The 15,583-nt window shown below is 40.4% G+C and carries 14 protein-coding genes and 1 tRNA gene; 3 read left to right on the top strand and 12 right to left on the bottom strand.

Features of this window, described 5'->3' with window-relative positions:
* Positions 1 to 205: 205 nt before the first annotated feature.
* From J8Z25_RS15090 to J8Z25_RS15105, 4 genes are all read right to left on the bottom strand, one after another.
* Positions 206 to 1,381 (bottom strand): mandelate racemase/muconate lactonizing enzyme family protein, encoded by a 1,176-nt coding sequence (locus J8Z25_RS15090; protein WP_130050396.1) that lies wholly within the window; start codon positions 1,379 to 1,381, stop codon positions 206 to 208.
* Between the two features lie 9 nt (positions 1,382 to 1,390).
* Positions 1,391 to 2,158, bottom strand: coding sequence for a class II aldolase/adducin family protein (locus tag J8Z25_RS15095; protein ID WP_130050395.1), 768 nt, complete (start codon positions 2,156 to 2,158; stop codon positions 1,391 to 1,393).
* Positions 2,159 to 2,286: 128 nt separating this feature from the next.
* The gene (locus J8Z25_RS15100; RefSeq protein ID WP_130050394.1) at positions 2,287 to 2,610 is read right to left on the bottom strand and encodes a c-type cytochrome; all 324 of its coding nucleotides are present in this window, start codon (positions 2,608 to 2,610) and stop codon (positions 2,287 to 2,289) included.
* 103 nt (positions 2,611 to 2,713) lie between these two features.
* Positions 2,714 to 3,253 (bottom strand): DUF2058 domain-containing protein, encoded by a 540-nt coding sequence (locus J8Z25_RS15105; RefSeq protein ID WP_130050393.1) that lies wholly within the window; start codon positions 3,251 to 3,253, stop codon positions 2,714 to 2,716.
* 232 nt (positions 3,254 to 3,485) lie between these two features.
* On the opposite strand from J8Z25_RS15105, the gene J8Z25_RS15110 reads away from it, so the two are divergent.
* Positions 3,486 to 4,622, top strand: a complete 1,137-nt coding sequence (locus J8Z25_RS15110; RefSeq protein ID WP_130050392.1) for an MFS transporter — start codon at positions 3,486 to 3,488, stop codon at positions 4,620 to 4,622.
* Here the strand turns inward: J8Z25_RS15110 and J8Z25_RS15115 are convergent.
* Both J8Z25_RS15115 and J8Z25_RS15120 read right to left on the bottom strand, forming a co-directional pair.
* Positions 4,589 to 5,089, bottom strand: coding sequence for a prolyl-tRNA synthetase associated domain-containing protein (locus J8Z25_RS15115; protein WP_130050391.1), 501 nt, complete (start codon positions 5,087 to 5,089; stop codon positions 4,589 to 4,591). The genes J8Z25_RS15110 and J8Z25_RS15115 overlap by 34 nt on opposite strands.
* Complete coding sequence (locus J8Z25_RS15120) at positions 5,090 to 5,476, bottom strand: putative periplasmic lipoprotein (protein WP_130050390.1); 387 nt, start codon at positions 5,474 to 5,476, stop codon at positions 5,090 to 5,092.
* 166 nt (positions 5,477 to 5,642) lie between these two features.
* Here J8Z25_RS15120 and J8Z25_RS15125 point away from each other — a divergent pair.
* A tRNA-Ala gene (locus J8Z25_RS15125) sits at positions 5,643 to 5,718 on the top strand.
* Between the two features lie 171 nt (positions 5,719 to 5,889).
* On the opposite strand, the gene J8Z25_RS15130 is transcribed toward J8Z25_RS15125, so the two are convergent.
* Together J8Z25_RS15130 and proB are read right to left on the bottom strand one after the other, a co-directional pair.
* Positions 5,890 to 7,137, bottom strand: a complete 1,248-nt coding sequence (locus tag J8Z25_RS15130; protein ID WP_130050389.1) for a glutamate-5-semialdehyde dehydrogenase — start codon at positions 7,135 to 7,137, stop codon at positions 5,890 to 5,892.
* Complete coding sequence (gene proB / locus J8Z25_RS15135) at positions 7,134 to 8,240, bottom strand: glutamate 5-kinase (RefSeq protein ID WP_130050388.1); 1,107 nt, start codon at positions 8,238 to 8,240, stop codon at positions 7,134 to 7,136. Before proB ends, J8Z25_RS15130 begins: the two co-directional genes overlap by 4 nt.
* A 918-nt stretch (positions 8,241 to 9,158) precedes the next feature.
* On the opposite strand from proB, the gene J8Z25_RS15140 reads away from it, so the two are divergent.
* Complete coding sequence (locus tag J8Z25_RS15140) at positions 9,159 to 11,018, top strand: cation:proton antiporter (protein WP_250661334.1); 1,860 nt, start codon at positions 9,159 to 9,161, stop codon at positions 11,016 to 11,018.
* Positions 11,019 to 11,221: 203 nt separating this feature from the next.
* On the opposite strand, the gene J8Z25_RS15145 is transcribed toward J8Z25_RS15140, so the two are convergent.
* From J8Z25_RS15145 to hflK, 4 genes are all read right to left on the bottom strand, one after another.
* Positions 11,222 to 11,830 carry a tetratricopeptide repeat protein gene (locus J8Z25_RS15145; protein WP_130050386.1) on the bottom strand — a complete coding sequence of 203 codons (609 nt, stop codon included), beginning with the start codon at positions 11,828 to 11,830 and terminating at the stop codon, positions 11,222 to 11,224.
* 112 nt (positions 11,831 to 11,942) lie between these two features.
* A complete protein-coding gene (locus J8Z25_RS15150; RefSeq protein WP_130050385.1) occupies positions 11,943 to 13,256 on the bottom strand; it encodes an adenylosuccinate synthase in 1,314 nt (437 codons plus the stop codon).
* Positions 13,257 to 13,481: 225 nt separating this feature from the next.
* On the bottom strand, positions 13,482 to 14,360 hold the full coding sequence (gene hflC, locus J8Z25_RS15155) for a protease modulator HflC (RefSeq protein WP_130050384.1): 879 nt from the start codon (positions 14,358 to 14,360) through the stop codon (positions 13,482 to 13,484).
* Positions 14,361 to 14,365: 5 nt separating this feature from the next.
* Positions 14,366 to 15,532, bottom strand: coding sequence for an FtsH protease activity modulator HflK (gene hflK, locus J8Z25_RS15160; RefSeq protein WP_130050383.1), 1,167 nt, complete (start codon positions 15,530 to 15,532; stop codon positions 14,366 to 14,368).
* Positions 15,533 to 15,583: the final 51 nt, after the last annotated feature.

Here is a 15,583-nt window from a genome sequence, read left to right on the forward strand (position 1 = left end):
TATATTAAAAACATCAAAATAAACCAAAACATTTAACATTAAAACTAGCAAACTTTGATTCGGCATTCAGCTTAAACATACCTATTATTTAATAAAAAAGCCTAATGCATAAATATTAACAATTACATTTTTTCACAAAAAAGGCCCTAACGGGCCTTTTTCAATATTCAACATTTAATTTTAACTCTGATATTGTGAATTAGTATTACTTAATCTCAACACGTTGTGAGCGCATAATAACTTCGTCATTCAGCTCAATACCGATCCCTGGCTCTTCTGATACTTGGAAGAAACCATTTTTAGGCTGTGGATCTTGAATACATAACTCACGGTTCCACTTTTTAATCGCATAGGTGTGATGTTCGTGAATTAAGAAGTTAGGAATTGCGGTTTCTAGGTGTAACGAAGCTGCGGTTGCTACTGGTCCACCACACACGTGAGCTTGAATGCGCACATCGAAAATATCTGCATAATCACACACTTTTTTAGTTTCTGTGAAACCACCACATAGACCTAAGTCTGGCTGTAGCACATCAATACTTTGATCTTCTAAGTATGGACGCACACCCCATCGGTTATACAAACGTTCACCACCTGCAATTGGCACAGCAACTTTGTCGGCAACTTTTGCGTGTAATGAATGATTTAAGTAATTCACAGGTTCTTCGTAATACATACAATCGAACTCTTCAGCAATCTCACCAATTTGAATTGCTGATGTTGCACCAGGTAAGCTGTGACACTCAAAAATAATATCAACTTCGTCACCGACCGCTTCACGAATAGCTTGCATACGCGCACGATATAACTTCATTTCTGCACGAGAAATAATGTTAGTACGATCATAATAAGTATTGCCGTTTTTATCGTACTGAATTGGATCAACTTTTACCGCATCATAACCTTCAGCCATCGCCTTAAGCGCTGCTTCTGCGTATTCTTCTGGGTGAACAAGCGCTTTAAATTCGCTGTCCCAGTCAAACTGTAATTGTGATGCGTAAGTACGTAGCTTATCGTTAACTTTACCGCCTAATAGCTGATAAACAGGTAAACCTAATGCTTTACCTTTTATATCCCAAAGCGCAGTATCAATGGCGCTCATTGCTGCATACACAACAGGACCACCACCTAAACCCCAAAAGCTTTCGCGTAGCATTCGTGACCACAGTTTTTCTGTTTGAAATGGGTCATGACCAATTAAAAAGGCATCAGCCATTTCTTTGATCATTGCCGCTGCTGCGCTATGACCTAAATCATAAGCAAGACCCGCTTCCCCCACACCGCTAATACCTTCATCAGTGTGAATACGCACAAAAACAGGTGTCCAAGCTGGTCTTTCTGGACAATGAATATCGAACACTTCGACGCGATTAACTTTCATGGCTACTCCTTACTGAGCAAAACTAGGATCAAGACGATAAGCTTTACGTAGCATTGCTGGCCAAGCTAACTGGCCACCGGTGCTGCCGCTATGCACGACATTCGCTTGATTATAAATATTATCGATAATAGGTTGTGGTACTGGGATTGCCGTTTGGCCACTGGCTTGAATAGCCAATTGAATTTCACAGGCGCGCTGCAAATCATAAAAGCGCATAAAGGCATCACCTACTGTTGGTCCCACGGTTAAGCCACCATGGTTAACCAATAGCATGTGATTAGTGGTGCCTAAGTCATCCTGTAAACGCTTTTTCTCGTCACTGTTTACCGCTAACCCTTCGTAGCCATGATAAGACAATGATGGTAATGAGAACATTGAGTATTGGCTTAGTGGTAACAGGCCTTTTTCTTGCGTTGCAACGGCAATGGTCTCTTTTGTATGTAAATGAATTACACAATGAGCGTCATCACGTACTTCATGAATAGCACTGTGAATGGTAAAACCTGCCGGATTAATTTTAAACGGCGTGTCATCAAGAATATTGCCAGCTAAATCTACCTTCACAAGATTTGATGCAGTCACTTCGTCAAAACTTAAACCAAATGCATTAACTAAATAGTGATCTGTGCCTGGTAAACGCGCCGATAGGTGGGTGTAAATTAAATCACCCCATCGAAAATGATCAACTAAACGGTAGCATGCAGCTAGATCAACACGTAGCTGCCATTCTTGTTCAGATACTTTATTTTTTAAATCGAGTTTTGGTAAGTCAAACATGGAAAACCTTGTATATGTGACACTGCACAAATAGATGTATAGAAGTCTAAATTACTATTAATGGATGATCAATAGTTGATACAAAAAGGCCACATCAATTGATGTGGCCTTTTTCACTCAATTAGCGCTTATTTTACTTGAGATAAGTAATCAGCAATTGCAGACATTTCTTCTTCAGATACATTTGCAACCATCGCTTTCATTGCAGCAGTCATACCGTTACTACGCGCACCTGATTTGATATCTTTCATTTGGGCTAGTAAGTACTCTTTATTTTGACCGTTTAACTTAGGGTACTGAGGCATGATAGGTGCTTTACCTTCTGCACCATGACAAGTTTGACAAAGCTTAGCTGTGTAAAGTGTTGCACCATCGGCAGCCATAGTATTAAAAGATAGGCTTGCAGCCATTGCAATGCCAGCCCCACATAAAATTTTCGTGATCTTGCTCATTTGTATCTTCTCTTTTTTGACGGGTTATTAAACATTTTCTTTAGTGTAGACCATGATTTAACAATATTGCACCCGAAAATTGTAATGGCAATCGAAACAATAACTACCAAATTAAATCATCAGGTACTTCAAAATCAGCATACGGATCATCTTCATCCTTTTGCTTATCTTCAGGCTCAACATGGAACACTATATAATCTTCGCTGACTTCAGCGACTTTTCGTGCTGGTTCGTCTTCCAGTACAAAAAATTGGCCTTCTAAAACACAAATTGCTAAACGGCCACCAGCTAGGGCCTTCTGTGTTTTTTCGTTTACTTCGAGCTCTTTCACTTTATTTTGATAAGTGAAGTTAAATGTACGATCTCCACGGATCTCTTCTTGATTGTGATGCTCTAAAATCTGCTTAACGCGAGCCACTTGCTCACGTTGTTTCTGCTCTTCTAAACGCGCTTGATTAAGCTCATCAGCTTTTTTCTGTTGCTCTAGCTTAGTTTGCTCTATATGTTTTTGTAGATCGCTAGGATTACTCGTTGCGCCTTTCTTTTTCTTCTTTTGCTGCTTGCGCTTCTCTGTTTTGGCTACTTTAGCTTTGTGTGACGTAGTAAGGCCAGCCTTAAGTAATTGATCTTGTAATGAACCCATGACGAAATTCCAATTTATTAATGCGTATTAGGGTTATTTTAATCAGCTCTGCCAACAAATAACAGTACTGAGCCCACTTGATTCACAGCAATCGAGTATATTGCAGTGAGATTAACACGCGATGAAATCATGACATATTGATTTAACGCAAGATTTATAATTTTAGTCGCCTTTGAACTTGTAAAAAACCCTGTACCCGATAAGCTAGGGCTTTTCCTCTCGGGAGCTTAAAATGCAGCTGCGACATTTGTTACTTTGCTCTGTATTTATTTTCTTTGTTTTATACGCCCCACAACCCTTGCTTGGATTATTTGCCAACTATTTTTCTGTATTGCCAGCCACTGCAGGTAGCTTAATGACAGCGACCATGCTGCCATTGGCTATCGCCCCTTTAGTGTATGGCTTGTTTTTAGCAAAACGAAATCCGTTAACAATTTTAAAGATTGCTATGTTTGTGCTAGCAATAAGCTGTGTCGCTTTTACCTTAGCACCTAGTTTTGAATTGCTATTACTGGTTCGCTTTATTCAAGGGCTCACTCTCCCAGCGGCTCTCACAGCCATGACCAGTTATATTGGTGTAACTTATCAGGCCGACCAATTACAGCGTAATATGACCCTATACATTGGCAGCACCATCGTCGGCGGTTACTTTGGACGTATACTCGCGGCCTTATTTACTGACTTTTTGAGCTGGCAAAGCTTTTATTATGTGATTGCGTTAGGGTTAGTACTGTTTGCAATCACCATTCCAAAATCAAGCAAAGGTGCGAGCATTCATGCAGCCAAATCGCCTCTGTTGTATCTAAAACAATTAAAAGATCCGCAGGTATTAAAGCTATATGGAGCGATTTTTTGTATGTTCTTTTGCTTTGCAGCGCTATTGAATTATTTACCTTTTATCCTACAAGACAGTTTTGCTATCACTAATACCCGAGATATCGGGCTGGTTTACAGCGGTTACTTGCTTGGTGCACTCGCATCCATAGCTACACCTTGGCTGTTACGAAAGTCATCAACACCTTGGCGTTTATTAACTTGGGTATTTGTATTCTATAGTCTGACCATGGTGCTACTGATGAGTCAGCAGTTAATACTTTTTGTTATTGCTTTTACCGGCTTTTGTGGCGCAATGTTCGTGATCCACTCAAGTGCGGCGCCATTAGTAAATAAAATCAGCAGTGCACCTGCAAGTGTCACCAATGGGGGTTATGTATCGTTTTATTACAGCGGTGGCGCACTCGGTTCGTTATTGCCTGGACTGGTATATCAGCAACACGGCCAAGTTGCCTTTATGACCGTGCTACTTTTAGTTTGCTTAGTGGGTTTAAGCTTAGTTTATTTGGCTGGAAGAAATACGATACGAGGCTGATGCCCAGTACTTGCAAAAAATAGCTCTAAGTCATCTTTTTTCATCAACCATGTCGCGGTATTTTCAAAAGGGTGACAATGAAAAAGCTCGTTGAACCAAATTTCTTGGTCTAGCCAAAGGGTAACATTATTTTGTTTGTCGTTTAAAAGTGCCAGCATAGAAACACAGCCCGGTGGCACTTTCAGATAACGCGCTAACCGCTCATCAGATGCAAATCCTAAACGAGATAACCCTTGCTGCTGAGCAATGGCTTTTAAGTCAAGCTGCTTGTCATGGGCAGTGATCACTAAAAAATGCCGCTTGCCTTCGTTATCTCGTAAAAACAGGTTTTTTAATCGTGTGCCCGGTCTATCGAGCATAAATTTATCGGCATCTAAACTACCATGTAACGGTGGATGCTCAATCACATCATAGTTAATATCTAATTGAGCTAGCGTAGCAGCTAACTTATTTTTATCTGCATACATTTACAAACAACGTCCTCGTAATTGCACACTTAAATCACGCCATAATACTTCGTCAATAACGTGTTTATCGTCGCAGTACTTTCGTTCTTTAAGCTCTTTATTTAATAATTCGACCGCTTGATCTTCGAGCATAAGTTTTAAGTTGCTCGATTCTTCAAATACTTCTTGCTCGGCAAAGTCTTTAAACTGCCTGCGTGTCATTGGCTTATCAAGGTTAATTGGCTGTCTTCCTTGTGCTTTAACTGACACCACATAGGCAAAAATTTTATTGCCTTGGTCGTCATTTTTTTCATAAAACTGCTTATTATTAATTTCAAATGGAGGTGCTTCTCCTTGGCTTGCGCAACCGGTAAGTAAAACAACCAAAAGCCATGCTATTTTTTTCATTATTGGATAAGCCTTGTACAGTGAATGCGCTTTAGTCTACCAAAAATAAAACAATAGAGTAAAAATTCGAACATTTTAAAAAAAATACTTGACCAAATATGTAAAAATATTTAAAGTTCACCCCGCTTGAGACGCAAGACTTAAGCATCCTGTATTTTAGGAATGTGGGGCTATAGCTCAGCTGGGAGAGCGCCTGCCTTGCACGCAGGAGGTCAGCAGTTCGATCCTGCTTAGCTCCACCACTTTCCTACCTTTCTTTAGGCAACCTGCCGAATTTAATAATCAAAACTAAGTTATCTAACCAATTTTTATATTTCTAGTCGTTTATACGTTTTACTTTATTAAAGTAAACTTGTTTTAGACATAAAAAAACCGAGCAGAGCCCGGCTTTTAAAATGATCACCTGTTATCGGTTACTCACGAATTTGACCTTCGCCATTCACTAAGTATTTTTCAGTCGTAAGTGACTCAAGACCCATTGGACCGTAAGCATGTAGCTTAGTTGTCGCAATACCAATCTCAGCACCTAGACCTAGCTGTGAACCATCAGAAAAACGCGATGACGCATTAACCATCACAACAGAGGCATCAACGCTGCGTTGGAATAGCTCAGCCGCAGCTTGGTCTTTAGTACAAATCACTTCAGTGTGGTTTGAACCAAACTTAGCAATATGATCAATTGCACCAGCAAAATCAGGCACAACTTTGATTGCGATTTCTAAATCTAAGTACTCTTCACCAAATTCATCATCAGCAAGCACAGTAGCATTATCAAAGTATTCAGCAGCTTTAGCATCTGCGTTTACTTTTACGCCTTCTTGACGAAGTACCACTGCACATAGATTTAAAAACTCATCTGCAATATCTTGGTGTACCACTAAACCTTCTAGGGCATTGCACACACCGGTACGCTGAGTTTTACCATTTAATAATAAGTTGATAGCGACATTCAGATCAGCGTCTTTATCGACATAAAGGTGACAAACACCTTTAAAGTGCTGAATTACTGGAATGGTACTGTTTTCTGTTACAAAATTAATTAAACCCTCACCACCACGCGGGATGATTAAATCAATAGTGTCACGTTGTTGCATCAGTTCCATTAGTAGACCACGGTCTGGATCTGGGATCACTGAAATCAACGCTGCTGGTAAACCATGCTTCTCAAGTACTTTGTGCATCACGCTAGCGATCGCTTGTGAACTACGTAGTGCTTCTTTACCACCACGTAAAATAACACCATTACCTGATTTAAAGCATAATGCACCAGCATCAGCCGTCACATTTGGACGTGCTTCATAAATCATGCACACAACACCAAGTGGTACGCGCATCTTGCTGATCTTGATACCATTCGGGCGCTCTGAAATTTCGCGTAATTGACCCACAGGATCATCAAGACTAACAATGACTTCAATACCTTCAGCCATAGCTTCAATACGCTCATCGTTAAGCGTTAATCGGTCAATCATAGATGCAGCAAGGTTATTATCACGTGCTGCCGCTAAATCGCTTTCGTTTTCTTTGATGATAAAGGCTTTGCTTTCACGTAATGCCTGTGCCATCTCAGCTAAAACTTGATTCTTAGTAGCAGTATCAAGTAAAGCTAACTGGGTTGCAGCTTTGGCAGCTTGACTCGAAATATCCGTAATTAAACTCATGACTTCTCCAATAATGCGATATCTTTCTCTGAAACAACTGGGCCGATTGAATCTTGCATTTTTTCGCTAAATTCACTTTGCTCGTTGTCAGCAATAAAATTCAATAAACAGCTACTGTAATTCGCTGTTGCTTTTGCTAGACGCGTACCATCATCACTACGAACTAGTATAGTATCGCCTACGCCAAATTCTCCGTGCACCGCAACGATCTCGTCGCTACGAATACAGCCGTCTTCATCTTTTAATGATTCATCAAATGAACCTTCAACTACAACCTCACCTTGCTCATTCGCTGTGTGAGTCATCCAATGCACAGCCTCTTGCATTGGTTTTTCATATGGTGTGAAGATAGTACCTGGGTTGTCACCCGCTAGTAGTCGATTAAACGTCTCTTCTTTAAAACCATTTAAGATAAAAGTTGTAATACCATGTGAAGTGGCTTTTTCAGCCGCTTCAATTTTCGTTTTCATACCACCTGTACCAACGGCACTGGTTGCACAACCGGCCATGGCATAAATTGATTCATCAATATTTTCAATTTCAGGAAGCAACACAGCATCTTCATGTAAATTCGGATTTTTGTCATAAAGACCATCAACATCCGAAAAAATCATCAATGCATCTGCATCCGCAGCTGCGGCGACCATTGCCGACAGGTTATCATTGTCGCCAACTTTTAAATCATCGGTCGTTACCGTGTCATTCTCATTAATGATAGGTAATACACCATGTTCAAGTAAGGTGAAAACTGTTTCACGAATACTGGTGTAACGCTCACGGTCACGTAAGTCACCGTGGGTTAATAAAATCTGTGCCGAAGGAAAATCAAAAAATCGATCCCACATTGCCATCATTTCTGTTTGACCGGCAGCAGCCATTGCTTTTTTCATCGTCACTGAACGTTTTTCTTGTTCTGGGAATAAATGCGAACCAGCAGCTACCGAACCTGATGATACTAAAATCACTTCGATACCTTGCGCTCGACAGCGAACGATGAACTGTGCAATGGTCAGTAAATAACGTGAGCGACACCCGTCTTGTTCGGGTGCGATTAATGCGCTACCTACTTTTAGTACTATACGTCGCCAATTTAACTTTTGCATAACTGTTCAACTTTCCATTTTACTATCTGTTCAGTGCCAATTTGCCACTGATTAAAAGACTCGCGTTTAGCACAACTAAACGCACTGACTATTATCACTTTGCCAAACGACTTATCTATGCACACGACTACGCCACGCAAATACTGCGATTAGATATAGCACAACTTTTATTCAGTCAGTAGACCAAACGGTTATAAACCATAAGTTGATAAAAAAAGATAAGTGTTGTTTATGTATCGCTGTAAAAAGCTGTGTGCGGCTTTTATTAATAACAACATACATAGAGCCTATACAATCTGGTACACCAACAGATAGGGTGTAGATTGTATGACCGAGATTTAGCTGCCACGATGGGAGCTAAACATTGACCAGATAATGAACTTTAATTCTATTCAACACGTAATAAATACACACTGAACACTAACAAGCTCATTTCTATTTAATTAGAAAACAAAGTGTATAAAACACTAAAACTGTTACAAACAATTGATTATTTAGAGGTAGAACTCTGAAAGTATAAGACAACGCTTATAAATATTTAGATATCAAATTGTTTGAACACGAAATATAATACGGGAAATCAGGGTCAAAGATCAAGTGTAAAAAGTAATCATGGCTTTTATACTTACCATAAATAGTAAAAATAGACATTTTTTAACAGTAACTTAGGACGCAACATCTTCGATCTGATGATTTTTCATTAACAAATCAGATTTTTGTTTTCAAAATAGTCCAAAAAGTAGTAATAACGACTAAAATCGTATTTGAAGCAACAAGTTTGCTTGTATCCATGACGGTGAGTAGGCTTTAATAGATAAGTATTTTTTAAAAGTTCAGCGGCTGTTTATCGTCTTCAAACACGATTATCTAAGGTGTTGGTATTTTTTAAATAGTAGTAACTAAAGGATAATTCATTCTATGTCAGCAATTTATATAGCAGGGATCGCCTTGTGCTCTGTATTAGCACAGTGGGTAGCATGGGCGTTTCGTGTACCGGCTATTTTATTTTTACTACTAACAGGTTTAATACTTGGACCATTTAGTGGTGTGCTTGAACCTGACGCACTGTTAGGGGATTTATTATTTCCTGTGGTTTCTTTAAGCGTAGCGGTGATCTTATTCGAGGGTTCACTTACCCTGCACTTTAGAGAGCTCAAAGGTATCGGCAAGGTTGTTCGCAACCTCTGCTCCATCGGGATGATCACAACATGCTTGGTGGTAAGCCTAAGTGCTTATTGGATTTTAGAGCTGAATTGGCGGGTTGCCGCTGTACTTGGTGCAGTTCTTGTCGTTACTGGTCCTACGGTTATCGCACCGCTGTTAAACTCTATGAGACCTACTCAAGATATCGATCGTATTTTACGCTGGGAAGGCATAGTAATAGACCCAATTGGCGCATTATTCGCTGTACTCGTATTCGAAGCTGTAATGCTTGTAGGTCAAGGCGAAGTACTAAGCCATACCATTATCGCCCTATTTAAAACTTTAGGGGTGGGTTTAACAATTGGTGTGGTTGCAGGTTGGCTTACTACATTACTGATACGCCGCGAATGGCTCCCTTTCGAATTACATAAATTTGGTATTTTAGCTTTAGTATTAATTAGTTTTACTGTGTCTAACCACTTAAGTCATGAATCTGGTCTATTGGCTGTAACCGTATTTGGTATTTGGCTTGCTAATCAAGATGAGCTCGAAATTGACTCAGTACTTGAGTTTAAAGAAGACCTTTCGATGATCTTAATTTCATCGCTATTCATCTTACTTGCAGCCCGCCTACAGTTATCTGATTTAATGATGCTACATAGCGATGTATTTATTTTCTTAGCTATCGTGCTCTTCGTGGCACGTCCAGCATGTATTGCAATATCAACCTTTAAAACCGATTTACCGCTAAAGTCTCGCTTAGTGCTATCGTGGATTGCGCCACGAGGCATTGTTGCAGCAGCGGTAGGCTCTGTATTCGCTTTGAGTATGGTAGAAGCAGGCATTGCCGACGCCGAAAAAATAGTGCCACTCATATTCACTGTGATCATAGTAACAGTGGTACTACAAAGCCTGACAGCAACGCCATTAGCTAAACTATTAAAAGTACGCCAGCCTGCTCCAAATACCATATTAATTATTGGTGCAAACCATGTAGCACGTGCTATTGCTTGTGGCTTAAAAGATCAAAACATTCCGGTGCACTTGTCTGATCCTGCATGGGAAAACTGTAAAATGGCGCGCATGGACGGCTTACCTTGTTACTATGGTAACCCGCAATCAGAACATGCAGAGCGTTATTTACCATTAACGACGATTCGTAGCGTATTAGCGCTATCGCCTAACCGTCATCACAACGCATTGGGCGTGCAATATTTCTCGCATTTACTCGACGAAAAAGACGTGTTTTCACTGCGCTCTTCAACTAACCATGCTAAAGCAAACAAAGACAGTGCGACGTTCTTATCACGTCAGATTTTGTTTGGAGACAATGGTGCGTACGCTCGCTTAAGTAGCTTAATAGCCAAAGGCGGCAAAGTCAGTGCAACTCGCATTTCTGAGGAATTTAGTTGGGAGCAATACAAAGAGATCAATAGCGAAGCAATCCCACTGTTCATTTTAAATGGTGAAAAAAATGATGATGACGATTCACCAATTAAAATTCGCCCATTTACGACAAGTATGGAAAAGACACCACAAGTAGGTGAGCGTATCGTTGCGCTACAACCACCTAAGTTGTCGGTGTTAAAAGACCCAAACAACGGCAAACCAAAAGAAAGTAAAGAAGAGAAATAATACCAATTCGCTTAATTAAATAGTCTATTTTGAGGCAAGAAAACCTTGTTGATAACAAGGCAAAAATTTCGTTATTTAGTTGTTCTAAATGAGAAATTTTTAACGCAGGTAGCGACAGGTTTAATCCCTCAAAATGATTAAGTATTATTGCGGATTGGTATAACAATAGGCCAGCATCAGCTGGCCTTTTTATTTGTATGTTTCTACATAGGTAAACGCGCGCGCTCAACGACGCTGTCTGGCATCTTTTCGGCAAGCTTCGCTAGTAAGTTTTCGATTTTTTTGTGAGTAGCTTTATCAGCAACCATTGAATGAAATAACCAACGGTAGGCATCTTCATAATCACGTGGACTGCCATAACCTTGGTTAAACAGATTTACTAAACGCATTTGCGCTTTTAAGTTGCCTTGCGCAGACGCTTCACGCAGATAGGTTACCGCCATGGCTTTATCTTGCTGTACGAGCCGTCCTGTATCATAGTAGCGGCCAAGTTGCTCTAATGCAGCGCTTAGCCCTTGTTGAGCGGCCTGACGCATATAATAAACCCCTAATTCTACATTGCGGTCTACACACACCGCATAAGCTAACATATCACCATACAAGAACTGATACGATGGTAGTGCCATTTTATTGGCTCGTGCTTCGATATCTTGTACTAACTGGCAATCATCTGCCTTTACACGTGCTAGGTGTGCATTTTTATTGATCAAGCCAATTAACTCGCTCTCTGAGTACAGAGGTACTGCTGCAATGGGCTCTTCAGCCATGCTCAGGCTGGAAAAGAGTAATGTTAAAGGCAATAAAACACGCATCAAAATCACTTAAAAAAAGTCGGTCTTAGCAAATAATATACAATTATCATTCCAGAGTGAATTTTAGGCACAAAAAAAGCTGCCGAAGCAGCTTTTTTAGTCACTATGGCAATTATGCAAACGGGTTGCGTAATACCATCGTCTCTACACGGTCAGGACCTGTAGAGATAATATCAACTGGAACACCAGTGATTTCTTCAATACGTTTGATGTAATCAAGTGCCGCTTGTGGTAATTGATCAACTGACGTTACACCTACTGTGTTTTCAGACCAGCCAGGCATTTCTTCGTATACTGGCGTTACTTTCTCGTAACCTTCAGCAGCTAATGGTGTAACGTTCGTTACAGTGCCATCTTCTAACTGGTAACCAGTACAGATTTTTAATGTTTCTAAACCGTCTAATACATCTAGTTTAGTTAAACAGAAGCCTGAGATGCTGTTGATTTGAACTGCACGGCGCATTGCTACTGCATCTAACCAACCTGTACGGCGTAAACGACCTGTCGTTGCACCGAACTCATGGCCTTTATCACCTAAGTGCTTACCAACTGGATCTTGTTTATCAAGACCGTCATAAAGCTCTGTAGGGAAAGGACCTGAACCTACACGTGTCGTGTATGCTTTGATAATACCTAATACGTAATCAAGGTGTAGTGGACCAAAACCAGCACCAGTTGCTACACCACCAGCAGTCGTATTTGATGATGTTACGTACGGGTATGTACCATGGTCGATATCAAGTAATGTACCTTGTGCACCTTCAAATAAGATGTTATCACCAGCTAAACGAGTTTGATCAAGAAGCTCAGTAACATCAACAACCATTGCTTTTAAGATATCTGCGATAGCCATTGCATCGTCAAATGTCTTTTGGAAGTCAACTGGTTCAGCTTTGTAGTAATGCTCTAATGTGAAGTTATGGTATTCCAATACTTCTTTAAGCTTGCTAGCAAACTGTTCAGGGTTGAATAAGTCACCTACACGTAAACCACGACGTGCTACTTTATCTTCATAAGCTGGACCGATACCACGACCTGTAGTACCAATTGGCTTATCGCCACGTGCTTTTTCACGGGCTAAATCTAATGCAATGTGGAAAGGTAAAATTAATGGACATGCTTCGCTGATTAATAAGCGCTCACGTACTGGTACGCCACGCTCTTCTAGCATGCCGATTTCTTTCATTAATGCTTCTGGTGATAAAACAACACCATTACCGATCACACACTTAACATTGTCACGTAATACACCCGATGGAATAAGGTGTAAAACCGTCTTTTCACCGTTGATTACCAGAGTATGGCCTGCGTTATGACCACCTTGATAACGAACTACTAAAGATGCTTTGTCTGTAAGGAGGTCAACTACCTTACCCTTACCTTCGTCACCCCATTGGGTGCCTAGTACAACAACGTTTTTACCCATTGCAAATTCACTTAGAAAAAATTAGGACGAGATTTTATCAGAAAACGAGGTGAAAGATCACCCCGTTTAGCTTATTTTTTCTGCGCCTGAATTTTTACCTTCTTTAATAATTCAACAACTACAGGCAGAACAGAGGTTTATAAAAAAGTTGAGGATGAAAATTAATCATTCACAGAAACAAAAAAGCCCTACAAAATGCAGGGCTTTTCATCACACAAATTTTAATTACTGTGCTTTTGTACCTTTCATATAATTAAAGAAGTCGCTATCTGGTGAAAGCACCATCACGTCTTGTTTATCTTTGAAAGTCTTCTTATACGCTTCTAGGCTACGCACAAAACCAAAGAATTCTGCATCTTTGCTATAGGCATTCGCGTAAATAGCAGCGGCATCTGCATCACCTTGACCACGAACAGTACGCGCATTACGCTCAGCATCTGCAAGCATAACTGTGACTCGACGGTCCACTTCGGCACGAATCGTTTCAGCTTTTTCTTGACCTTCAGAGCGGTGCTCTTTAGCTACCGCAGTACGCTCAGCTCGCATACGTTGGAAGATTGAGCTACTCACTTCTTGCGGTAAGTTAATTTGCTTTACACGCACATCAAGTACTTCAATGCCTAGCTCTTGTGCACTTTCAGAAGCTTGTACTAATGCTTCTTCCATCAGTTCACTACGCTCACCTGAGACAATTTCTCTGATAGTACGAGAACCAAAGTTAGTACGCAGGCCATTATTCACTTTTTGCTTTAGTAGTGTTTCTGCATATTGCTTATCACCACGAGCACGAAGATAAAAAGCACTAAAGTCATTAATTCGCCATTTTACATATGAATCAACGATTAAATCTTTTTTCTCACTTGTTACAAAGCGATCTGGTGCACCATCTAGCGTTTGAATACGTGCATCTAAACGACGTACTTGGCTAAAGAAAGGCACTTTTAAGTGTAATCCTGGACCATATACCACCGCGTTGTCATTACTATCTTTTTCAACTTTGCTGAATAACAGAACGATTGCCTTCTCGCCTTCTTGTACAACAAAAATCGAAGAAAAAGACAGCACAACTGCAAGGGCAAGTATTACTAAACTAAAATTTTTCATCTTGCTTATCTCCCCTCATTGAAACGGTCAGTTGCGAAACGGTCATTACTTGAATTTACCGTACTGTTACGTGAAGTGTTTATTTTGTTGCGAAGATCTTTAATATCACTTGAGCTTGGTAATGCAACACGTGTCGCTGTACCTTGTTTTTCCATGATTTTATCAAGTGGTAAATACAGCATATTGTTACCACCTTTCACATCAACTAACACTTTAGAGCTGTTACTTAGCACTTCTTCCATTGCATCAATATATAAGCGATTACGTGTAACTTCTTTTGCCGCTTGATACTCTGGTAATAGCTTTTCAAATCGAGCCACTTCACCTTGTGCTTCAAGTGTAATACGTTCACGGTATGCTTCGGCTTCTTGTGTCATACGTGTTACTTGACCACGAGCACGAGGTTCAATTTCACGAGCGTACGCTTCGGCTTCACGGATGAAACGCTCTTCATCTTCTTGTGCAGCGATAGCGTCATCAAAGGCATCTTTTACTTCACCCGGCGGACGTGAATCTTTAAAGTTCACATCGCTCACAATAATACCTAGATTGTAAGGCTCGATGATTTTGTTAAGCTCATCCCACGTTTGTTGACGCACTAACTCACGACCAGTCGTTAACACTTGGTCCATTTTTACATGGCCAATAACATAACGTAGTGCACTATCAAGCGCTTGTTGTAAGCTGTGGTCAGCATCAGTAACACTGAACTTGTAAAGGTGTGGATCGATAACACGGTACTGTACTTCAAACTCTACATTAACCACGTTTTCGTCTTCGGTTAGCATGAAGCCTTTTGCAGACAGAGAGCGAACCGCTTCTATATCAACCGGAATCACACGTTCAATGAAAGTCATTTTCCAACGTAAGCCAGGCTCTGCAATACGGTCATATTGTCCAAACTGTAAAACAATACCGCGCTCAGCTTCTTTTACCGTGTAAATACCACTTAATGCCCATACAATGATGGCAATAATGAGGATGAAAGAAATGCCTGCGCCGCCAAGTCCGCCGCCGCTTTTACCTGGTTTATTACCACCAAATAAACCGCCAAACTTGTTGCCGAACTTACGCATTACCTCGTCTAAATCAGGTGGGCCTTGATCTTTTCCGCCTTTATTATTCCACGGATCTTTATCATTGCCATTATTACCCGGTTCATTCCAGGCCATAGCTATACTCCATTGTTATCTAAATGAATTAGGTTAAATCTATCAAATCTA

The organism is Pseudoalteromonas sp. SCSIO 43101 (genome assembly GCF_023650775.1).
GTDB lineage: Bacteria > Pseudomonadota > Gammaproteobacteria > Enterobacterales > Alteromonadaceae > Pseudoalteromonas > Pseudoalteromonas apostichopi.